The sequence below is a fragment of the Hymenobacter sp. genome (assembly GCF_036387835.1).
GTDB lineage: Bacteria > Bacteroidota > Bacteroidia > Cytophagales > Hymenobacteraceae > Hymenobacter.
The window spans coordinates 110756-130037 of record NZ_DASVSY010000079.1 but is presented as its reverse complement, the minus strand read 5'-3'; the positions used below and the strand labels follow the sequence as shown (position 1 = coordinate 130037).

Here is a 19282-nt window from a genome sequence, read left to right as displayed (position 1 = left end):
AATTGTGAAAGTGAGGTTGACGATTTTATCGCGCAGCTTCTCCTTTCACAATTTCACCCTTCATAACTTCACCTTATTGGCCCTGGCCCGGAGCAGCATGTCGGCTAACACGAGGCTGGTCATGGCATCCACGATGGGGACGGCGCGGGGTAGCACGCAGGGGTCGTGGCGGCCACGGCCCGCCAGCGTGATTTCCTCGTTTTGGTCGTTAAGGGTTTGCTGGGGCTGCAAGATGGTGGCTACGGGCTTAAAGGCCACCCGAAAGTAGATGTCCTGCCCATTGCTGATACCGCCCTGAATACCGCCCGAATGATTGGTGCGGGTGCGGACGGCCCCGGCTTCGTCGGTGTAGAAGGTGTCGTTGTGCTCGGAGCCAAACAGCAGCGTGCCCGCGAAACCAGATCCGTACTCAAATCCTTTGACGGCGTTGATACCGAGCATAGCCCGGCCGAGTTCCGAATGCAGCTTGTCGAACACCGGCTCGCCGAGGCCCGCAGGCACGCCCGTTACCACGCCCGTTACGAGGCCGCCCACTGTGTCGTGCCGGTCACGAGTCTGCCGGATAAGGTCGGCCATGCGCTCGGCCGTCTCGGGGTGCGGGCAGCGCACGGGGTTGCTGTCGATAAGTGCCAGATCGAGCTGCTCGTAGCCTACCGGCACCTGCACCGCCCCCACCTGCGACACATAGCTGCGCACCATAATGCCGTAGCGCGCCAGGAACTTTTCGGCTATGGCCCCAGCTGCTACGCGAGCCGCCGTTTCGCGGGCCGAGCTGCGGCCTCCCCCGCGGTAGTCGCGGCGGCCGTATTTCTGGTCGTAGGTATAGTCGGCGTGGGAGGGGCGGTAGGCGTGCTCGATGTGAGAGTAGTCGTGGCTGGCCTGGTCTTGGTTGCGGATGAAGAGGCTGATGGGCGTGCCCGTGGTATAGCCCCCGAAAATACCCGACTGAATTTCCACTTGATCAGCCTCCTTACGGGGCGTGGTCAGGTCGCTTTGGCCCGGCCGCCGCCGGTCCAGCGCCGCCTGAATGTCGGTGGCTTCCACTGCCAGCCCTGCCGGACAGCCATCTAGTATCACCCCAATACCCGGCCCATGCGACTCGCCGAAAGTGGTAATCCGAAACAGCGTACCGAAAGAGTTTGACATGGTGATTTAGCGATTTGGTGATGTAGATGTAGAAGCTGTTTGAGTTAGCCAAAAACCGGTTCGAACGAGGTAGAGACGCATCTTTGCGTCTCGGCGCCCGCACCAACCAGCCGATGTTGTTCAACGCCGAGACGCAAAGATGCGTCTCTACACCCTTCGGTGATTTCGAAAACGTAACGCAAACAGTTTCTTAGTGAATTAGCATTCTAATAGCCAAAGCTAACAGGACTGAAACTCACAAGTTCACCATCTCACAATTTCACCGCTTCCGCCACCAGCTCCAGACGGCTATTCCTAGCAAGACAGCCAGGATATAGTTGGCGTAGCGACGTATGTTGTCGTAGGCATCGAGCGGCTGCAGGGTGTTGCTGGCATCGAAGAGCACGTTTTGGTAAAACGGGTCGTCGGTGGGGGCGCGAAAGGTGCTGGCGGTGCGGACGGGGCCGCGGATAGTGGGCGTCAGTTCGGCGTGGAGTGTATCGTAGCGACCAAGACTAGGATCAAAAAACACCAAAGTCAACAAGCTATCGAGTTGCAGCTGGCCGGGTTGGCGGGCTACCAATCGGTAAGTAAAGACCTTGCGCCCACCCACTCGGCCAGCCTGTAGGGTTACTTCTTGCTGCACGTCGGGGCCGTATACCTCCAAGCTGGGTCTGACGGGTATCACCGGGGCACTAATTGCCGCCAGATTGCCTTCCCCCTCCACCCCAAAGCTGTAGGTAAATGCCTGCCCAGTACGAAACGTGGCTTGGTTAACGGCCTCACGTAACTGGTAGCTACCCACGGGTACCTGGTCGCGTAGCGGGTGCGGCGGCAGCGGTTTCACTTGAATCGTGCGGGCCGTGGTAAGATACGTTTTGTAGCCTTCGAGGCGGTTATCGAGCCCTTCGGCGGGGTTTTTAGCTAGTCGATATTTCACCATGCGCAGCGCCACAACCGGAAATACCAGGGGCTCGGCATTAAGCGGGTAATATTCGGCTTCGTAGAGGCGGTACCGCAAGAAAGGTTTGCCCCCCATAGTCACCGACTCCGGCACTATCTCTTGCTCGTTGAAGGGCTCTTCCCAGGCGGTCCGCTGGCGGAGTTGCTGCAGGATATCGGGCAATTGCCCAGCGAAGTTAAAGAAATCGAGCAAGCCCTGGTCGGCGGGCGTAAGGTAGAAGTACAGCCCAATGTGGACGCCTTCACCCACAAACACACTGGTTTTGTCGGGCACCAAAGCCAGGAACGCATTGTCTTTCGGCTCCACGTATTCCTGCGGCTTGGGTTTGCCAAACAGCTTGTCGAGCAAGCCAATGCCTTGCATACCGCCGCCCGCGGCCGGCGGTGTAGTGCTAGCCGCAGGGGCCGCCCCCACGCGCACCGTCAGACCGTTGGAGCGCACCGTGAGCCCGTTGATGGTCATAGTAAAAGGCTTCACTACAAGCTCGCCCTCGGCATAAGCGGCGTAGCGCTGCGTGATGGTTAGCTCAGTGGTCGTTTGACCTTCCACTATGCGGGTGGTCGTGGTGCTCGACTTCCCACTTTTCTTGAAGCCCTCCACATCAGGAAAGGCCGAATAACGCTCTAATGCAGCTCCGCGCAAATGGAAGCTGATGGTGAAATACTCGGTGATTGGAAATGCAGCCGGCCCTAGTTCCAGCTCGGCCTGCGCTACTGGCGCCGCCACTGGTGGTTTGGCAGGCTGTTGCGCGCTGCTGAGTAGCGGTTGCGCACTACAGCAGGCAAAAAGAATTAAGAGACAAAGAAAACGAAGCATAAAGCAGGCGGTGGCAATTCAAAGCTACGCAAAAAGCCTTTTCCGAGCTGAAAACGCCTTTTTATCAGTTAGCTCGACCGTTTAGTAAACTCAACTATTTTATAGTTGAGGTCACGCGTTCCATAAGCCCGGCAATAAAATTTCGGGCTTTGGCAATCCCCACAGGCCTACACCCCGTAAGTGACTTCCAAATACTCGACAGCATTTCCCGGTTTTCTTCAATACGCAACTCCTAAGAAACCGTGTGAAGGGCTTTGTTTACTGAAATTTTCCTTTACCCAAATTTTCCCATCACATGTCCAACAATCTCAAAAAGGGTGGCGACGAGGCAGAATTTGCCAAGCCGCTTTACGTTCCCATCAAGCGTCGCTCGTTCTTTATGTATGCCGGTGCCACTGCTGGCGCCACCGCTCTGCTCCTTTCGGGCTGCGATGATGATGATAATGGCGGTAGTATGCCTGCTGGTACCGTCAACCTGGGCTCTGGTGATGTAGGTGTACTGAATTATGCTTATGCTTTAGAGCAATTGGAGGCTGCTTTTTATGCCCAGGTGGTAAGCAACGCCGCTTTCAATACGGCTTTTACCAATGCAGACGAAAGAACTGCTTTAATGGCTATTGCCAAGCATGAAGCTATTCACCGCGACTTTTTTAAAGCGGCCATTCCGGCTGCTTCCGTAATTCCAGGTCTGACGCCGAATTTCAGCACGATAAATTTTGCTGACCGTGCTTCGGTGCTTACCACAGCTCGCACTTTTGAAGATCTAGGAGTAGGTGCTTACAACGGAGCTGGCCGACTCATTGGTGACACTCCGGCAGGCAAGAACTACTTGCTTTTAGCTGGTAAAATTGTATCCGTGGAGGCTCGCCATGCTGCTTATGTCCGTGACTTGATAACTCCAGGCAGCTTTGCAGGCAGTGATGTAGTGAATGCTCAAGGCCTCGATCAGGGCTTGACTCCGGCCATCGTGTTGGCCGCCGCGCAGCCCTTTATCCGGGAAACTATCAATGGCAGCAACATCGGCAGCTAATTCCTTCTTCCTACATCTGACTTCTTTTTTGATATGAATCTGTTCAACATAATCTCCGAGCTGGAAAAGGTGGATCCTGAAGTAATGGACCGCCTCACGCACCGTCGTAGTGCCATGACCTTGCTGGGCGACATCAGCAAAAAAATGGCTTTAGCTGCTGCCCCAATTGCTATTGGCTCTGCTTTCAATAAAGCAGTTGGCCAGCAAACCCTTGCTGATCCAAACGCTGTCCTGAATTATGCGCTGTTGTTGGAGCGTCTGGAGTACGACTTCTACCGTCAGGCTTTGGCCGCTCCTACTCTAACGGCTACGCTAACTGGCGCCGACCGCACGGCCATAACCGTGATTCGGGATCATGAGTTGGCCCATGTGAACCTATTGACAGCCGTGCTGGGCTCAAATGCAGCAGCCGCTCCTGCTAACGGGTTCAACTTCGGAAATGCTTTCGCTACGTATGCAAGCTTCCTCGGCACTGCTCAGGCACTGGAGGATACGGGCGTACGGGCTTACAAAGGTCAGGCAACTAACATTCCACGTGCAGCTGTAGTAACTGGCACCCAGACCAACATTCTGCAGACAGCTTTGCAGATTCACTCGGTTGAAGCTCGTCACGCGGCCCACGTTCGACTGATGCGTCGTGGTGCAACGGCTGGTGCTCAAACGACCATCATGCCTTGGATTGTCAACGGTGACGCGAACGGCGTTCCGGCCGTTGTATACGGCGCTGGCAATCCGGCTACGGGTATGCCCCCAGCACTCTTCTTTCCAGCGGAGGGCAACTTAGTGCAGGCTGGCGTTACGCTCACTACGGGTCTTGGTGCTATGTACACCGCCGAAGATGTAAGTGCTGCCTTCGACGAAGGGTTAGATAACACGACCGTAGTAGCTATTGCGAGGGCTACAGCAACTTTCTAAATACTAGACAAAACCTTTTGAAGTCATAAAAAGGCGCCTCCATTCTTGGGGGTGCCTTTTTCATGCAACCTAATTCGTTGTTAGAGCATCCCATTATAACGAGTTACCTTTGCTTACTTCCAGGCCGAATTTGCTGCGGCGTTGCTTTGTGATTGTCTGCTTATGTCAACCTTTTTCCTGACGCGTGCCATGCAGCGTCGTTCTTTTTTTCGGGTGGCGGGTGCTACTCTTGCCACCTCGACCTTGGTACTGGCGGGTTGCAAGGATGATCCGGTTACGCCGGTCGTAAGCAACGTGCTACGACTTGGGGTAGTCATAGGTGCTAATGGGGTGGAGACAGTAACCCAAGAGAGTCAAGAGAATGGTGTTCTAAACTATGCGTATTTGCTAGAACAGCTTGAAGCTGCCTTCTACACGAAGGTGGTAGCCGCCCCGCCAGCCGACCTGCTTCCCGGTGAGCTGGCTTATCTTACCGACTTACGTGACCATGAATTGATTCACCGTGAGTTTTTGAAAGTTGTGCTGGGTGGCAATGCTTACGATAATGCCTTCAGCACACCCTTAGAATTCAACTTCTCCTCATTTACACTTACTACCCGAGTGGGTGTATGGACGGCGGCCCGACAACTGGAAGACCTCGGGGTAGCGGCTTACAACGGAGCCGGAAAGCTGCTCACGGTGGTTGCCAACTTACTGCTATTGGGTAAGCTCGCCTCCGTGGAAGCTCGTCATGCCGCTTTGGTACACGAGGTGCTACAGGCCGATTCTTTTGCGTCGACGGTGGGGGCCGATGGCCTCGATGATGCCAAAACACCAGCCGAGGTTATCGAGTTACTGAAGCCGTTTTTTCCTATTGAAGTATCTGTAGCGGCCTTGCCGACCACTTAAGGCTTGCTTACTGTCATGAATATTCTGAAGCTTCTGGCCGACCTAGCCGCTACCACTCCCGACCATTTCGAGTTGCCCACCGCCCGCCGCGACGCCCTTGCGGAGTTGCGCCGTTTTGGGGCGAAAACACTAGCGGCAGCCCTACCATTGGGCTTGGGCAGCGTGCCTGCCCTGGCCCGTGATACCCGTACTATTCTGGATTCGCTGCTGCTGGCCTTGCGGTTGGAGCGGCTGCAAAATGCTTTTTATACCCGGGCGCTGAATGCTCCTGCCAGCTTTTTCCCGTCCGACGCCAGCGTCCGTGCTTCCTTGGTGAAGATCCAGGCGCACCAGCAGCAGCATGCGGCGTTGCTGGCCCGTCTTATTGCTTCGTCTAATGGCGACGTGCCCACGCAGCCAAACTACGACTTTACGGGCAGCAAAAACAACACGCAGGCTGCTCTTTTCCCCAACGCATTCACCGATTTCGACCAGTTCCTGAGGCTGGCCCAGCTACTTGAAGACACCGGGGTAGGCGCTTACAAGGGCTTGGTGGAGTTCCTCATCCAGGACAACTACATTCTGCAAACTGCCTTGCAGCTTCACTCCACCGAAAGCCGGCATGCTACCCGCATCCGCACCATCCGGCGGCAGCGAGGAGCGGTAGTTAAGCCGTGGCCGAGCCCCGCTGATGCAGACATTACAGTAGCCGGCAAAACGGCCGTTGTATATGCTACCGAACATGCAACTACGCAACTATTGCCCAACTATACCTCCGTGCCTTTCCGGCTGTTACCGATTGGTTCCGGGCCCAACCTTCTAACTCAAAGTGTGCCCGAGGCATTCGACGAACCCCTGGCGGCCGATAGTGTCGATGGGGTACTAAACCTGTTCACGCTCTAAGTTGATTTGCCTGAATTAGGTTAGGACGGCGTCTTTGTTATTTTTTTCCAGAAAAAAAGGAACTTGAAAGGGCTCCTTTTTTTTATGGGCAGCAACCGGAACATAGATTAATACCTCTATTAATAAGTAGTTCAGTGTCCAAATCTTACACAGCCATCCGCAAACAGATTCGCTATATTCAATACCTTGAACCCTACCCGAACTACGTCGCTCTACTCGGTCGAAGCGTATCCTTTTTTCAGCGTTTCGTATACATGCTCACCAACCCAAAATTCTCGCCCACACCCAAAAAAGAAAACAAGCTTACTCCTATGTTGGAATATGCAAAAACCATCCTGCTCAAAGTGAGCTTCGATAAAATCCTATTTGAGAAAGAGCTACGCAAAGCTCTTCGTATGCTGGTACCCGCTGAGCTAGCCCAATTCCGAGTGTGGTGCTACGAGCAGTTTTCCCGTATCTATCACCGCATCTTAAACCGCGTGTTCACTCAGCCAACACTTTAAGTTAGCTAGCATCTAACAGCAAGAGCCTCGTGGCAAAGGAGCAGTAGTTACAACTGACGCTCTTTTGCCACGAGGCTCTTGCTTTTTTATCGCATTGTTCGGCTACTCCTCCCCCGTTACAAAGCGAATATTCCGCTGCAGGCCGGCATATCCCGTCCGCTTCACTGCCGACTGACGGAACAGCTCTGAAAACAGTTCGTGCGTAATTTCCTGCCAGTCGGTGGGGCGCAGGTCTTTCAGGCCCGGATGCGGCGCGAATTGAGGCTCTTGGTGCGGTTTGGCGAAGCGGTTCCAGGGGCACACATCCTGGCAGATGTCGCAGCCGAACACCCAATTGCCGAACTTGCCTTCTACTTCGCGGGGTATCTGATCTTTTAGCTCGATGGTGAAGTAGCTGATGCACTTACTGCCGTCTACCACGTAGGGCTCGGTGATGGCGCCGGTGGGGCAGGCGTCGAGGCATTTGGTGCAGGTGCCGCAGTAGTCTTTAATAGGGCCGTCGTAGTCTAGTTCCAGGTCCAGAATCAGCTCGGCTATGAAGTAGAAGGAGCCTGCGCCGGGCGTAATCAGGTTGGTGTTTTTACCCATCCAGCCGGCGCCGCTGCGCTTGGCCCAAGCCTTGTCCATCATTGGGGCCGAATCGACGAAAACCCGGCCCCCTACTTCCCCAACTTCCTCTTGTATGGCCGCCAAGAGTGTTTTTAGCTTGTCTTTGATGACGAAGTGATAGTCGCGGCCATAGGCGTACTTGCTGATTTTGAGCGTGTCGTCGGGCTGCTGAGTTTCTTCGGGCGGGTAGTAGTTGAGCAGCAGCGAAATCACCGACTTGGCACCGTCTACGAGCAGGCGCGGGTCGAGGCGCTTATCGAAGTGGTTGGCCATGTAGCCCATTTGGCCGTGCATGTTGCGGTTCAGCCAGTTTTCGAGACGCGGTGCTTCTTCTTTCAGAAACTCGGCCTTGGAAATACCGCAATACATAAAGCCCAGCTCCGCCGCACGTTGCTTGATAAAGGCGGTATAGTGAGCGGTAGGGAGCATCAGAGGGCGGCCGGATACGGCAGGCAGCAGCTTTAAGCCAGAAATAAATCGGTAATCGCGCTGGTTCTTGGAGAGCAATGGCAGGTCATACACCAATGCCGTGGCGGCAATAAGGGCATCAGGAATCAGTAATCCGTGACTGAGATAATAACGAGTTACAAGACTGTCAGCAACTGCTGATATTTCTTCTGAAATATTCAAACCGGCGCAGTATGCTTTCCACCTGCAATAAATTCTCTCGATTAGCGCTACCCGATACTAGTTCCAGACGTGTAATCACACTGATAGCTAACGGAGCATGTTTTTTGGCATCCTGCAATACAAATGCTGCAACTGGCACTTTTCGCATGACATCAATAAGTATGTCAGAATCGACCAGAATCCTCGTCTCAAAAGCCAAGTCCAGATCAACGTTATGATCACTCATTACTTAGGTCCCCATTGAATCCGGCGCAAATTACGCACGTACTCAGTGCTGTCGGTGATGTCTGACCGATCAGACCAAGAGCCATAGAACTCCGGATTCATAAATTCATTTTCCGGCCAAGCCATTGGTACACCAAGTACGGTATGCGAGAGTATGGTTGCACCTTCATCCAAATTCTCGGGAGCAACCGAGGCTCTCTGCTTGCCTAACAAAGCAATAAGCTCTGCTACCACACGCTGAGCCGCAACGGGCAACTGCTGAAACTGCTGCATAACGGACTGTGTTTCCATAACAGAAAGATACTGTTGAAAAATAGAAACGCACCGCCAAAGGCAGTGCGTTCCAACAACAAAGAATTTGAGTTCTACTACTCCTTATGCGAACAGCTCGCCGGTGTTGCCGCGCAAGTGCTGGGGCATGAGCTTGCCGAGGTGCTGGTAGGCGTGCTCGGTGGCTTCGCGGCCGCGGCTGGTGCGCTTGATGTAGCCTTCCTGAATCAAGAACGGCTCGTACACTTCCTCAATGGTTTCAGCTTCCTCGCCGCAGGCCGTAGCAATGGTGCTGAGGCCTACCGGACCACCCTTAAACTTGTCGATGATGGTGGTCAGGATGCGCTTGTCCATGTCGTCGAGGCCGCGGGCATCAACGTCGAGGGCGTTGAGGGCAAACTGGGCTATATCCACCGTGATGGTGCCGTCGCCTTTGATTTGAGCAAAGTCGCGGGTGCGGCGCAACAGGTTGTTGGCAATACGTGGCGTACCACGCGAGCGGCGGGCAATTTCAAAGGCGGCATCCTCATGGATAGGGGTGCCTAGGATTTCGGCCGAGCGCTTCACAATGCTGGTCAGCAGCTTAGAATCATAGTACTCCAGGCGCGAGCTGATGCCGAAACGGGCCCGCAACGGCGAGGTGAGCATGCCGGAGCGGGTGGTGGCGCCAATCAGGGTGAAGGGCGACAACGTAATCTGCACCGAACGCGCATTCGGACCCGAATCGAGCATGATGTCGATGCGGTAGTCCTCCATGGCCGAGTAGAGGTACTCTTCCACCACCGGATTAAGGCGGTGAATCTCATCGATGAACAGCACGTCGTGCGGCTCGAGGTTGGTGAGCAGGCCGGCCAGGTCGGAGGGCTTGTCGAGCACTGGGCCACTGGTCATTTTGATACCGGATTCCAGCTCATTAGCGATGATGTGGGAAAGGGTGGTTTTGCCCAAGCCGGGAGGCCCGTGGAGCAATACGTGGTCGAGGGCGTCGCCACGGCGCTTGGCAGCGGCCACAAACACTTTCAGGTTCTCGACTACCTTGTCCTGCCCCGCAAAATCGTCGAACGAAAGCGGGCGGAGGGCTTTGTCAATGTCCTTTTCGGAGGCATCCATGTGGTCGTTGCCGCCGGTGAGATAAGATTCGCGCATAGCAGCCGAATGGAAAGGTTGATGTTGGCAAGGTAACACCTCAAGCTAACAAATTGTCCCTTTTTTAGCAAAAAACATTACAAGAAGTGTATTAGCTAATTTTTTTAGCAAAATAGCGGTGACTATGGCCTCTTCTTACTCTACTGCAGGGCTGCAGTTTTCACCTGAAAGCAGTTTAAATAGCTAGAAAGACCTCAAACAAGCGTACCACCCGACCCTTGTAACACTTGTATGTGGCAGCTCGAGCTTCGTACTCCAAGGCGGCTCCCGTAACTTGCCGCTTCCATTGCTTTTGCTGCTCCATGTCTTCTTCTGCTTCCAACAACTGGCTTCAGACACTGCCTGCTGACTTTTACGACCAACTGGCACATTGCCTCTCGCTGCACGGTATGGCCTGCCTGGAGCTGCTTAGCCGCTCGCACGACGAGGTAGTCAGTCAGCTTGCAACACTTACCAATCTTACCATCAACCAAGTAACCAAGCTCAACGCCATTGCCAGTCACGAGCAGTTGCTACAAGCCCTCCAGGACCAGCCCCGTCCCTTATACAACCTGCTTCTGCTAGGCCGCCTTACCCTTGATACCAGCCTGGCAGAGCCTGTTTTGGCGTACGTAAGGCGTCAGATGGGCATCGGCATTGCGCAGATGCAACAACTGAAAACGTATTGCCAAGAGCTGAGTGGCGCGTTTCTGGCGACGCTCGAACAGCAGCTGCCTGCCAACTTGTTGCTCGGGTTGCACCGGCTGCGGGTGGAAGAGCTCTTTCAAGCTTACGTGGCGGCACATCCAGCGCCGGCGCCACTAGCTGCTACCATCCGCTTCTCGGAGGCTCAGCTGCAAATGGTGCGTTTGGCGCTGCTGCTGGTTCACTCCCTGCCTGAAGCCGGCGACCATGCGTTTCTACGGGCGGTGGCTGCTTTGCCCAACCTACAGCCCGCCGCGCTGGAGCCAATGATAGCGCGCCTCGGGCAGCTGCAAGCCACTGAGGAATTGCCATTGAGTTTGCCGGAACTGGTACAGCTTTACCAAGCCATGCAGGTATGCGGTATGGTGTTCGTGTCGGAAGTATTGGAGCGGCTAGGGCTGGAAAACCTTTTTCCAGCTCGGCCCGCCGAAGAAACAGCCGCCGCATCAGCACCGAGCCATCGGCAGGCCGTAGGCGAAATGGTCAGCGGCTTTACCCGTTGGGTACAGCACACCTTCCCACAAGAGCCGGCTCTACTGACGGCCCGGCAGCAAGTATTAGCCCTCGCTGATTGGCTATGAGTGAGACGGTGAAAGGTGAAGGAGTGAATGAGTGAAGTAGCCTACGTCAGCTGTTGACGCTACCGTCAGCTGACGTAGGCTACTTCACTCATTCACTCCTTCACTCATTCACCACTTCACTCCTTCACCGAGTTAATAGCACTTCGATTTCCAGGTGCAGCCATTCGTCTTCCCATGCTTTGTGATTGAGGCGGGCTTCGAGCGGGAAACCGGCATCGAGGAGGCGGGCTACGGTTTCGTTGCGGCCTTCGGGGAGGTAGCCGAGCCACACCGGTTTCGGGTCGGCGGTTACTACGCGCACGGCCCAATCGTCATAGGTGCTATCGGCTTCGCGGGTTAGAACTAGGCGCTGGCCTAGTTGCAGCTTCGGTTCGTAGTCGGACAGGCCGGGGCGGTGGGTGGTACCGGCCACCAGGCATTCAAGTAGAACAAGCGCGGAAGAGGAATCGGGAGCGGCCATAGAAACGGGGCTGGTGAGGACGTAAAGTAAAGAAGTAGCCATGAGCTTCACAGGTAACGCCTGAAAATCTTCGGCCGGCAGACCTCTGCTCCCGTATTTTATTTATTCGCCGCCTAAGACTGGAAGAGTAGCGCGGAAGCCAGAAGCAGCCACAGAAAATCTGCTTCGCGCTACTTCTTCACCTTAAGACTTTAGCCTTTGCTGCCTCTGCCCACGGAAGGCGCTATTTCGACACTATGTACAGTAAAACAGAAGTTTCTCAGATACGCCAGGCCTTTTGGACCACCTTCGGCCAATACATGGCTCCGGTGCCTTCGGCCGAGGGCGGCCCGACCAACTGGATCAACTACAAAACCGGTCTTAAGCACGTGTATTTCCGGCTGCACGCCGATGGCCGCCGGGCTTCCACTGCCATCGAGCTAACTCACCCGGATGCCGGCATTCGGGAGTTATTCTTCGAGCAGTTTCGGGAGCTTCAACCCATGCTTCATGAAACGCTAGGCGAGTCGTGGCAATGGGAACCCGAAACGGAAGACGCCAACGGCCAACCCATCAGCCGCATCTACCAAGAGTTACAGCCCGTCAACTTATTTAATCGTGACGACTGGCCCAAGCTCATTTCCTTCTTTAAACCGCGTTTAGTCGCCCTCGACGAGTTCTGGAGCACCGCGCAATATACGTTTGACGAACTCCGATAGTCCGGCGGCGCTTTACAAGAACTGTCATTCCGACCGGAGGGAGGAATCTGAGTTAAAGTCTTTCAACGATTACACTCAGATTCCTCCCTCCGGTCGGAATGACAGTTCTTGTGGGCATAAGCTAAGAAGTGAACCGCTAGGTTTGGTTGCCGCTATTGCTGCCTTGGCTACCATCCCCACCGTGGTCTCCACGCGGGCCTTTGCTGGTGTGCGAGGTTTGGGCGCTAGGCGTACGTAAGTGCGGTTCGCGGCTTTGTGCAGCACCCGTAGTGCCGCCCTGGTCTGCATTGGGGGTACCGCTGGCCTTCGCTTCGTCGAGGTTGTGGTAGCGGCCACCGTTGTTTCCGCCGTCGCCACTTATGGTCGTTGCAATGCCATCCGTGGAGCCGGTTTCAGCCTGGCTATCGGGGGTGAAATTGCCGTCGCCGGTACGGGTGCGGTCGTGGTGGTGCAGGTTAGGATTAGGGCCTTCCTGGCCCATTTCAATGCCTTCTTGGCGGTACTGTTCTTTATCATGCTCGCGGCGCTCCTGCCGCCGCGACTCGGCATTTTCATGCTGCTGTTCGTTTTCCATATTGTTAGGGTAGATTAGTGGATATCAGGTTTATACGAGTTTCAATTCCGCTTGGCTACGCGCGGGCGCGTTTGTCTGGCGTGGTTTCTTGATTCTACCCGCCACTTCTTTTTTACGTACTTTAGACTATGCTCCGCACCGACCTTATCACCATCGACCCGGAAATAACGGGTGGCACCCCGGTTTTTACCGGTACCCGCGTGCCTATCAGCCGCTTGTTCAGCTATCTACGGCATGGGCACCCACTAGACGAGTTTCTCGATGACTACCCGACCGTTGAAAAGGAGCAGGCCCAACGGGTGCTCGATGTAGCCTTAAGCGTGCTGCTGCCTGATTACCTGAAAGTTGAACCAGCTCAGATTGATTTCTCCTACACCGAGAAGCGCGATGAAACTGCTGCTTGATGAAGATTTACCGAAAAAGCTGCGCTACCGCCTTCGCCCGGAACACGAAGCCATTTCGGTGCAAGACATGGAGTGGCAGGGCAAAAAGAATGGGGAGCTACTCCGCCTAATGGAAGCCTTCGGCTTCGAAGCTCTACTCACTGGCGATAAGCAGATGCAATACCAGCAGAATTGGCGACGGTATTCACTGCCCGTATTGGTGCTGAATGCGGGTGGCGACCAGTATGAGGACTATCATGCGCTTACCCCACAGATCAAAGCGCTACTAGCTCAGCCCAACCTGGCCGGCGGCGTTCATGAAATAACCCCTAGCACTTAACCCATGCTCCGCACCGACCTTATCACCATCGACCCGGAAACTGTGAGCGGCACACCCGTTTTCACTGGTACCCGCGTGCCAATCAAAAACTTATTTGATTGTCTGACCGGCAATTACTCCCTGGCCGAGTTTCTGGAGGATTTTCCAACGGTGGAGCGTGCGCAAGCGGAAGCGGTACTCGAATTGGCTATGAAATGCCTGTTACCTGAATACTTGCACGTTCAACCCGCGCAAATAGATTTCTCGTTTGCTCACAAGCCAGGACATGAAACTGCTGCTTGACGAGAACCTACCACGCAAGCTCCGTTTCCGGTCAATTGCCGAGCACCAGGTGTTTTCTGTACAGGAAATGGGTTGGACCAGCTACCAGAACGGCGAACTGCTGAAGCTTATGCAGGAACACGGTTTTGAAGCATTGCTCACGGTTGACAAAGGTTTGCAGTTTCAGCAGAATTGGCAGGAGTATCCGCTACCCGTTATCATACTACAGGCAGCTAAGAACGACTATGACACGCTGTTCCCGCTAGTTTCCGCTTTGCGGCAGTTGCTGGCACAGCTTGATCTGGCGGGCGGGGTGCATGTAGTGAAGCAGGAAGAATAAACCCGAGCACAACATGCCAGCACTCTCTCAGTCCATTCCTAAATCGTTCGTGAAGCTGTCTGAGAGCCTGATTTCTGGCACCGGCACGCCGCTGTAGTAGCTGGTGAGACCTACCATTACACGTTGTGCTTCGTAGAGCGTGGTCGGTGCGGGCAGCAGGCGGGCGTAGTTTTGCGCCACTATCCATTCCGTGAGGTCAGCCACGGTGCTTGGAAAATACTCGGGCGGGGCCGGCCGACGGATTTGCAGCAACTGCGGGAGCCAAGTGGCCGGGGGCAACGGCGGCTGTAGCTTCGGCAGCGGTGGAACCTCCAATTCCAGGCAGTTGGCTAGCTGGCGGGTGGCCTGGCCCCGGCTTGGGGCAGGCCAGAGCGCAGCAAGCCGCGTAACTTCCGACACAGTCGGAAACTCGGGTTGCAGGCAGCTGAGCACTTGTTGCAGTACCGTGTGGTACGCCGCCGTGCGGATTGGGTCGGGCAACAAACCACGGAGCTGGGTCACGCAAGCAGCCGCCTCCCCGACCGTACCTATCTTTTCGGCTTCCTGGTCTGGAATAGAGATTTGGAAGTGCTTCTCGAAGGCCACAATCAATTCTACGGTGTCCAAGCCCATGATTTGGAAGAATAGCCGTAGGTGCTAACGCTACTGGCGCAGCCCAATTCAGCGAATAGGGTGCATATTATCACACCAGAGTTGTAATCTATTCAAATAAGATAAATCACTACTGACAACTGCTGGTCAGTTGCCCGCGCTAGAAAACCCTGTAACTCCGTGGCGTATTCTACCAAGTAGTCGTAGTTGTCTTGAGCATCCTGCCCTACCCGGCTCCATACTTCCGGGTATATATCGAGTTGGGTCATTTCATTCGGGTTAAGCCGCTCCTGGATTTCCGCTGGCGTGAGGGACGTTGTAATAGCGGCGAATGCAGCTACCTGTGCCGGTGATAGCAGCCGCGCCGGGCCGTACCCAATATCGTGCTCCACTTCGTCGCCAATTTGCTCACCTCCAGTCACTAGATAGCAAGCTGGCTCCTGACCGCCCCATGCAGTACCTGTTAGCAGATAGTGTAAGCCATGCCAAGCTTTATCAAGGTTTATGTCCTCACCAAGTGCTCCGTCTTCAATCAAGTCTGGCTCTTCTAAGCAGTCAAAAATCCGGTCTGGTTCCTGTATCAGTTGCTGCGCGTAGGCCGGACTTACCTGAAGCAGTTCGCAGTACATGCCCATAATTAGATTACTGTGAAGGTGAAATGGAATGACAAAAACGGCCGCTCTGTTTCCAGAACGGCCGTTTCAAGGTAGGTAAATCAGCGTTTACTTAAACGCTTGGATGCCGGTGATGTCGGCGCCGGTGGTTTGCGAATTTGACAAGAGTGCGGGTTTTCTATATTCAGCCAAGTCTACCTGAAATATCATCATTGCTACCAAACGAATTATTTAACATCAGTTTGTAGCTCCTCAGCTGAGTTTTGTTTATCAATGACTTTAGCGCGGTCTTTCCGCTTGTGTGACATCTTCACTATCAACAGCACAATCCCTATTCCAAACCAAATTGGTGGCATAACCAAGATCCACAGCGTACAGAGCCCGCCGTCACAGCCACCTTCGTAGAAGCCAGGGATAATCAGGTAGCCAGCTATAGCACAAAGAATCAGCCAGGACCCTCCATATCTCATCCCAACGAAAAGCAGCAATACACCCACTAAGCAGACAATCAGGAGCAAGTACATGGCCCAATGTATAACAAAAAAAGCCCCGCTGGTATATAATCAGCGGGGCTTTTTACTCCTGATGCTCTTACTTGAACGCCTGGATGCCGGTGATGTCGGCGCCGGTGATGAGTAGGTGGATGTCGTGGGTGCCTTCGTAGGTGACAACGGATTCCAGGTTCATCATGTGGCGCATGATGGGATATTCGCCGGTGATGCCCATGCCACCGTGGATCTGGCGGGCTTCGCGGGCAACGTGCAGGGCCATATCCACGGAGTTGCGCTTGGCCATGCTGATTTGGGCGGTGGTGGCTTTGCCTTCATTTTTGAGTGTACCGAGGCGCCAAGCCATGAGTTGGGCCTTGGTAATTTCAGTCAGCATTTCGGCCAGCTTCTTTTGCTGCAGCTGAAAACCGCCGATGGGTTTGCCGAACTGCGTGCGTTCCAACGAGTACTTCAGCGCCGACTCGTAGCAGTCGATGGCGGCCCCGATGGCGCCCCACGCAATACCGAAACGGGCCGAGTCGAGGCAGGAGAGCGGGCCTTTGAGGCCGTCGATGTTGGGCAGCACGTTTTCTTTGGGAATGCGCACGTCTTCAAACACCAGCTCGCCGGTGGTGCTGGCGCGCAGGCTCCATTTGTTATGGATTTCGGGGGTGCTGAAGCCTTCCATGCCGCGCTCTACTATTACGCCCCGGATGCGACCGTTGTCGTCTTTAGCCCACACCACAGCTACTTGCGCTTCGGGAGAGTTAGATATCCAGAGTTTGGCGCCGTTTAGCAGGTAGTAGTCGCCTTTGTCTTCGAGCCGGGTAACCATACCACCGGGGTTGGAGCCGTGGTCGGGTTCGGTGAGGCCGAAGCAGCCGAGCCACTCGCCGGAGGCCAGCTTGGGCAGGTACTTGCGGCGCTGCTCCTCGGAGCCGTAGGCATAAATCGGGAACATTACCAAGGAACCTTGCACCGAAGCCGTGGAGCGCATGCCCGAGTCGCCGCGCTCGATTTCCTGCATGATCAGGCCGTAGCTGACGTAGTCGAGGCCGCCGCCGCCGTACTCCGTGGGGATGGTCGGGCCGAAGGCGCCGACGTCGCCGAACTTCTTGACAATCTCGGAAGGGAAGTGCGCGTTTTGCGCCCACTTCTCGATGTTGGGACTGATTTCCTTTTTTACGAAGTCACGAATGCTTTGGCGAACGAGCTTGTGCTCTTCGGTGAGCAGGCCGTCGAGGTCGAAGTAATCGGTGAAGCCGGCCGCGTTGGTGGAACCGTGGGTTTTTGTGGCCTTGGCCTGAGGCGAGAGGACGTCAGCTTGCGAAGACATAACAGAATGAATTGGGTGGGTTGGGGTCTTCAAAGATAGAAGTTTCGACATGGAGAACTGGCAGCGCAGGCACATGGTTCAGCGTAACTGAGCAACTGAGTGAGTTGTTCCGCCGTGCGCAGTGCCCTTGACGTGCTGCCGTTGCCAAACTACCCGTCATCATATGTTTGTGGTGGCACCCCTTTGGGCCAGGCCGCAGTTCGTCATTGGTCGAGAAGACCGTTCAGCATGCTGGCACCCGTTGGGCCGCCGGCCCGTGAGCCCGGACAGTTCAGTGGTCGTCATAGGCCGGATGAATGATGGTGGGAGACAGGGCGGGCACGCCACCGCTGCGTTGTGGTTTCACTTCTTTTCCCTTTTTCTTTATGGAGTACGTAGGTATTGACATTAGCCAGCACTACGTAGACGCCGACCTGCCCGGCGGCGTGCAACGCCTGGCGCAAACGCCGGCCGGCTATGCCGCCCTGCTCGCGGCCCTGCCCGCCGGGGCCGTGTGCGTGCTCGAAGCCACCGGGCCCTACGGCCTGCGCCTGCTCGCGGCCCTGCACCAGGCCGGGCAAGCCGTGTGCGTGGTCAACCCCTTGTCCGTGCGCCGCTTCGCCCAAAGCCAGCTGCGGCGCAGCAAGACCGACCGCACGGACGCGCAGCTGCTGAGCCAGTTTGGCGCCGCTTTCACCCCGCCCTTGCATCAGCCCCCGGCGCTGTGGCTGAGCCAGTTGCAGCAGCGCCAGGCCCTGCTCGACTTGCTGCTCGGGCAGCGCACGGCCTTGCGCAATCACCGCCACGCCCTGCGCCAGTCGCCCCACCCCGACCCGGTGAGCGAAAACGCTCTCGACCAGGAACTGGAACGGTTGGAAGAACGCCTGGCCGACTTGCAAAAGAGTCTCGAAGACGAGGCGCAGCGCCAGTGCGGGGCCGATTATGAGCGTCTGCGCGGCATTCCCGGCGTGGGGCCGCGCATCGCCCTGGCCCTGCTGCTCGGCGGGCCGGGCTTGCAGGCCTTTACGGGCTGGCGCCAGGCCGTGGCTTACGCCGGGTTGTGCCCGCGCCACTACGCGTCGGGCACGAGTGTGCGCAGCCGCTCCCGGTTGAGCAAGCTCGGCGACGGGCGCCTGCGCCGCTTGCTCTACGTCGGGGCCTGGTCGGCCTGCCGGACCAACCCGGCCTGCCAAGCGTTGTATGAGCGCCTGCTCGCGGCCGGCAAAGCCAAGCCCCAAGCCCTGTGCGCCGTGGCCGCCCGCCTCTTGCGCCAGGCCTGGGCCCTGGTCTTCCATCAACGCCAATTTGACCCGGCGTTTCATCTTAACCTTGTTTCTTAACACAGTTCATGCTGAGCTTGCCGAAGCATCTCGCTCGTGTAGTATAATCAATGATGATGAAACGAAGCAGTAGAGATGCTTCCTGTCGTCAGCATGATAGGTAGCACCCTAGCGAGAGGCTTCAAATTCGGCTTCGGTCCCTGGCTTGAAGCGCCACATGCGGACGCTAGATCAAGCAGGACGAGTGAGCAACTTTCCAAACAGTTTCAATGGGTTAAATACTTTTTCGTTTGTGCTAGCGCTACGCCACAAACGTTTGATAGTAACAAGCTGGACCCGTATGTGTGGCTACGGCGTGCTACCTGCAAGGTGGGCAATGCCTTCCTCAGATGCTCTTTACTTGTGGGCAAAGCGCTGTTCTACCACTCGCCGGAGCTGCCTTTCAGGCCGCTGGTGCGGATGTCATCGACCTGGCTTTCGAGGATGGCAATGCCTTGCCTGAAGGCATTGGTGGCTTCTTCCTGTTCTTCGGGGGCGAGGGGGCCGTGCTCCTTTACTTGCTGGCGCAGCTGGCGCAGATGGTCCAGAAGTTGGTCCCAATCTTGACCGGCGGGTTCGTGCGTAGAATCTGTCATGGTGGAGCCAGGAGCCGGTTGGAGCAGATGAAGTA

At 55.6% G+C, this 19282-nt stretch carries 22 protein-coding genes and 1 pseudogene; 12 read left to right on the top strand and 11 right to left on the bottom strand.

All coding sequences use genetic code 11. The annotated features are described in order from the left end of the window. Positions 1-60: 60 nt before the first annotated feature. Positions 61-1146: a chorismate synthase gene (gene aroC / locus VF639_RS15780; protein WP_331146887.1), complete on the bottom strand. Its 1086-nt coding sequence runs from the start codon at positions 1144-1146 to the stop codon at positions 61-63. 259 nt (positions 1147-1405) lie between these two features. After that, entirely contained in the window at positions 1406-2905 is a 1500-nt protein-coding gene (locus VF639_RS15775; RefSeq protein ID WP_331146886.1) for a BatD family protein, read from the bottom strand. Positions 2906-3200: 295 nt separating this feature from the next. Here VF639_RS15775 and VF639_RS15770 point away from each other — a divergent pair, with 295 nt between their 5' ends. The 5 genes from VF639_RS15770 (at position 3201) to VF639_RS25405 (ending at position 7123) form a co-directional block, all read left to right on the top strand. After that, positions 3201-3935, top strand: coding sequence for a ferritin-like domain-containing protein (locus VF639_RS15770; protein WP_331146885.1), 735 nt, complete (start codon positions 3201-3203; stop codon positions 3933-3935). A 33-nt stretch (positions 3936-3968) separates the two neighbouring features. Further along, a complete protein-coding gene (locus VF639_RS15765; RefSeq protein WP_331146884.1) occupies positions 3969-4850 on the top strand; it encodes a ferritin-like domain-containing protein in 882 nt (293 codons plus the stop codon). Positions 4851-5012: 162 nt separating this feature from the next. Continuing rightward, positions 5013-5738 (top strand): ferritin-like domain-containing protein, encoded by a 726-nt coding sequence (locus VF639_RS15760; protein WP_331146883.1) that lies wholly within the window; start codon positions 5013-5015, stop codon positions 5736-5738. Positions 5739-5753: 15 nt separating this feature from the next. Then, positions 5754-6620, top strand: coding sequence for a ferritin-like domain-containing protein (locus VF639_RS15755; RefSeq protein ID WP_331146882.1), 867 nt, complete (start codon positions 5754-5756; stop codon positions 6618-6620). A 311-nt stretch (positions 6621-6931) separates the two neighbouring features. Further along, on the top strand, positions 6932-7123 hold the full coding sequence (locus VF639_RS25405; RefSeq protein ID WP_414654736.1) for a hypothetical protein: 192 nt from the start codon (positions 6932-6934) through the stop codon (positions 7121-7123). A 102-nt stretch (positions 7124-7225) separates the two neighbouring features. Here VF639_RS25405 and queG read toward each other — a convergent pair whose 3' ends face one another. From queG to ruvB, 3 genes are all read right to left on the bottom strand, one after another. Further along, positions 7226-8161: a tRNA epoxyqueuosine(34) reductase QueG gene (gene queG / locus VF639_RS15745; RefSeq protein WP_331146880.1), complete on the bottom strand. Its 936-nt coding sequence runs from the start codon at positions 8159-8161 to the stop codon at positions 7226-7228. Between the two features lie 426 nt (positions 8162-8587). Next, complete coding sequence (locus VF639_RS15740) at positions 8588-8878, bottom strand: hypothetical protein (RefSeq protein ID WP_331146879.1); 291 nt, start codon at positions 8876-8878, stop codon at positions 8588-8590. Between the two features lie 84 nt (positions 8879-8962). After that, a complete protein-coding gene (gene ruvB / locus VF639_RS15735) occupies positions 8963-10003 on the bottom strand; it encodes a Holliday junction branch migration DNA helicase RuvB (protein ID WP_331146878.1) in 1041 nt (346 codons plus the stop codon). Between the two features lie 302 nt (positions 10004-10305). Between ruvB and VF639_RS15730 the strand changes: the two genes are divergently transcribed. Further along, positions 10306-11268 carry a hypothetical protein gene (locus VF639_RS15730; RefSeq protein WP_331146877.1) on the top strand — a complete coding sequence of 321 codons (963 nt, stop codon included), beginning with the start codon at positions 10306-10308 and terminating at the stop codon, positions 11266-11268. 124 nt (positions 11269-11392) lie between these two features. Here the strand turns inward: VF639_RS15730 and VF639_RS15725 are convergent, their stop codons facing one another. Beyond that, entirely contained in the window at positions 11393-11770 is a 378-nt protein-coding gene (locus VF639_RS15725; protein WP_331146876.1) for an HIRAN domain-containing protein, read from the bottom strand. A 194-nt stretch (positions 11771-11964) separates the two neighbouring features. Here VF639_RS15725 and VF639_RS15720 point away from each other — a divergent pair, with 194 nt between their 5' ends. After that, positions 11965-12426 (top strand): DUF4268 domain-containing protein, encoded by a 462-nt coding sequence (locus VF639_RS15720; RefSeq protein WP_331146875.1) that lies wholly within the window; start codon positions 11965-11967, stop codon positions 12424-12426. A 136-nt stretch (positions 12427-12562) separates the two neighbouring features. On the opposite strand, the gene VF639_RS15715 is transcribed toward VF639_RS15720, so the two are convergent. Next, positions 12563-13000: a hypothetical protein gene (locus VF639_RS15715; protein ID WP_331146874.1), complete on the bottom strand. Its 438-nt coding sequence runs from the start codon at positions 12998-13000 to the stop codon at positions 12563-12565. A gap of 128 nt (positions 13001-13128) precedes the next feature. Between VF639_RS15715 and VF639_RS15710 the strand changes: the two genes are divergently transcribed. Genes VF639_RS15710 through VF639_RS15695 form a run of 4 tightly spaced genes read left to right on the top strand, consistent with a single transcriptional unit; the run spans position 13129 to position 14324 of the window. After that, positions 13129-13404, top strand: coding sequence for a DUF433 domain-containing protein (locus VF639_RS15710; protein WP_331146873.1), 276 nt, complete (start codon positions 13129-13131; stop codon positions 13402-13404). Continuing rightward, positions 13388-13723, top strand: a complete 336-nt coding sequence (locus VF639_RS15705; RefSeq protein ID WP_331146872.1) for a hypothetical protein — start codon at positions 13388-13390, stop codon at positions 13721-13723. The genes VF639_RS15710 and VF639_RS15705 overlap by 17 nt, the downstream gene beginning before the upstream one ends. A gap of 3 nt (positions 13724-13726) precedes the next feature. After that, positions 13727-14005, top strand: a complete 279-nt coding sequence (locus VF639_RS15700) for a DUF433 domain-containing protein (protein ID WP_331146871.1) — start codon at positions 13727-13729, stop codon at positions 14003-14005. Beyond that, entirely contained in the window at positions 13989-14324 is a 336-nt protein-coding gene (locus VF639_RS15695) for a DUF5615 family PIN-like protein (RefSeq protein ID WP_331146870.1), read from the top strand. Before VF639_RS15700 ends, VF639_RS15695 begins: the two co-directional genes overlap by 17 nt. 492 nt (positions 14325-14816) lie before the next feature. Here the strand turns inward: VF639_RS15695 and VF639_RS15690 are convergent. From VF639_RS15690 to VF639_RS15680, 3 genes and pseudogenes are all read right to left on the bottom strand, one after another. Beyond that, positions 14817-14930: pseudogene (locus VF639_RS15690) on the bottom strand (phosphopantetheine-binding protein); the annotation flags it as partial. 98 nt (positions 14931-15028) lie between these two features. Further along, positions 15029-15550 (bottom strand): YfbM family protein, encoded by a 522-nt coding sequence (locus VF639_RS15685; protein ID WP_331146869.1) that lies wholly within the window; start codon positions 15548-15550, stop codon positions 15029-15031. Positions 15551-16120: 570 nt separating this feature from the next. Next, on the bottom strand, positions 16121-17353 hold the full coding sequence (locus VF639_RS15680) for an acyl-CoA dehydrogenase family protein (protein WP_331146868.1): 1233 nt from the start codon (positions 17351-17353) through the stop codon (positions 16121-16123). Positions 17354-17718: 365 nt separating this feature from the next. Here VF639_RS15680 and VF639_RS15675 point away from each other — a divergent pair, with 365 nt between their 5' ends. Next, complete coding sequence (locus tag VF639_RS15675) at positions 17719-18672, top strand: IS110 family RNA-guided transposase (RefSeq protein WP_331146867.1); 954 nt, start codon at positions 17719-17721, stop codon at positions 18670-18672. A 359-nt stretch (positions 18673-19031) separates the two neighbouring features. On the opposite strand, the gene VF639_RS15670 is transcribed toward VF639_RS15675, so the two are convergent. Beyond that, complete coding sequence (locus tag VF639_RS15670; RefSeq protein ID WP_331146866.1) at positions 19032-19247, bottom strand: hypothetical protein; 216 nt, start codon at positions 19245-19247, stop codon at positions 19032-19034. Positions 19248-19282 lie beyond the last annotated feature (35 nt).

Excerpts from the sequence above, each read along its gene's own strand:
- aroC (WP_331146887.1), bottom strand. The coding sequence starts at position 1,146 with ATGTCAAACTCTTTCGGTACGCTGTTTCGGATTACCACTTTCGGCGAG.
- VF639_RS15775 (WP_331146886.1), bottom strand. The coding sequence starts at position 2,905 with ATGCTTCGTTTTCTTTGTCTCTTAATTCTTTTTGCCTGCTGTAGTGCG.
- VF639_RS15770 (WP_331146885.1), top strand. The coding sequence starts at position 3,201 with ATGTCCAACAATCTCAAAAAGGGTGGCGACGAGGCAGAATTTGCCAAG.
- VF639_RS15765 (WP_331146884.1), top strand. The coding sequence starts at position 3,969 with ATGAATCTGTTCAACATAATCTCCGAGCTGGAAAAGGTGGATCCTGAA.
- VF639_RS15760 (WP_331146883.1), top strand. The coding sequence starts at position 5,013 with ATGTCAACCTTTTTCCTGACGCGTGCCATGCAGCGTCGTTCTTTTTTT.
- VF639_RS15755 (WP_331146882.1), top strand. The coding sequence starts at position 5,754 with ATGAATATTCTGAAGCTTCTGGCCGACCTAGCCGCTACCACTCCCGAC.
- VF639_RS25405 (WP_414654736.1), top strand. The coding sequence starts at position 6,932 with ATGTTGGAATATGCAAAAACCATCCTGCTCAAAGTGAGCTTCGATAAA.
- queG (WP_331146880.1), bottom strand. The coding sequence starts at position 8,161 with ATGCTCCCTACCGCTCACTATACCGCCTTTATCAAGCAACGTGCGGCG.
- VF639_RS15740 (WP_331146879.1), bottom strand. The coding sequence starts at position 8,878 with ATGGAAACACAGTCCGTTATGCAGCAGTTTCAGCAGTTGCCCGTTGCG.
- ruvB (WP_331146878.1), bottom strand. The coding sequence starts at position 10,003 with ATGCGCGAATCTTATCTCACCGGCGGCAACGACCACATGGATGCCTCC.
- VF639_RS15730 (WP_331146877.1), top strand. The coding sequence starts at position 10,306 with ATGTCTTCTTCTGCTTCCAACAACTGGCTTCAGACACTGCCTGCTGAC.
- VF639_RS15725 (WP_331146876.1), bottom strand. The coding sequence starts at position 11,770 with ATGGCTACTTCTTTACTTTACGTCCTCACCAGCCCCGTTTCTATGGCC.
- VF639_RS15720 (WP_331146875.1), top strand. The coding sequence starts at position 11,965 with ATGTACAGTAAAACAGAAGTTTCTCAGATACGCCAGGCCTTTTGGACC.
- VF639_RS15715 (WP_331146874.1), bottom strand. The coding sequence starts at position 13,000 with ATGGAAAACGAACAGCAGCATGAAAATGCCGAGTCGCGGCGGCAGGAG.
- VF639_RS15710 (WP_331146873.1), top strand. The coding sequence starts at position 13,129 with ATGCTCCGCACCGACCTTATCACCATCGACCCGGAAATAACGGGTGGC.
- VF639_RS15705 (WP_331146872.1), top strand. The coding sequence starts at position 13,388 with ATGAAACTGCTGCTTGATGAAGATTTACCGAAAAAGCTGCGCTACCGC.
- VF639_RS15700 (WP_331146871.1), top strand. The coding sequence starts at position 13,727 with ATGCTCCGCACCGACCTTATCACCATCGACCCGGAAACTGTGAGCGGC.
- VF639_RS15695 (WP_331146870.1), top strand. The coding sequence starts at position 13,989 with ATGAAACTGCTGCTTGACGAGAACCTACCACGCAAGCTCCGTTTCCGG.
- VF639_RS15685 (WP_331146869.1), bottom strand. The coding sequence starts at position 15,550 with ATGGGCATGTACTGCGAACTGCTTCAGGTAAGTCCGGCCTACGCGCAG.
- VF639_RS15680 (WP_331146868.1), bottom strand. The coding sequence starts at position 17,353 with ATGTCTTCGCAAGCTGACGTCCTCTCGCCTCAGGCCAAGGCCACAAAA.
- VF639_RS15675 (WP_331146867.1), top strand. The coding sequence starts at position 17,719 with ATGGAGTACGTAGGTATTGACATTAGCCAGCACTACGTAGACGCCGAC.
- VF639_RS15670 (WP_331146866.1), bottom strand. The coding sequence starts at position 19,247 with ATGACAGATTCTACGCACGAACCCGCCGGTCAAGATTGGGACCAACTT.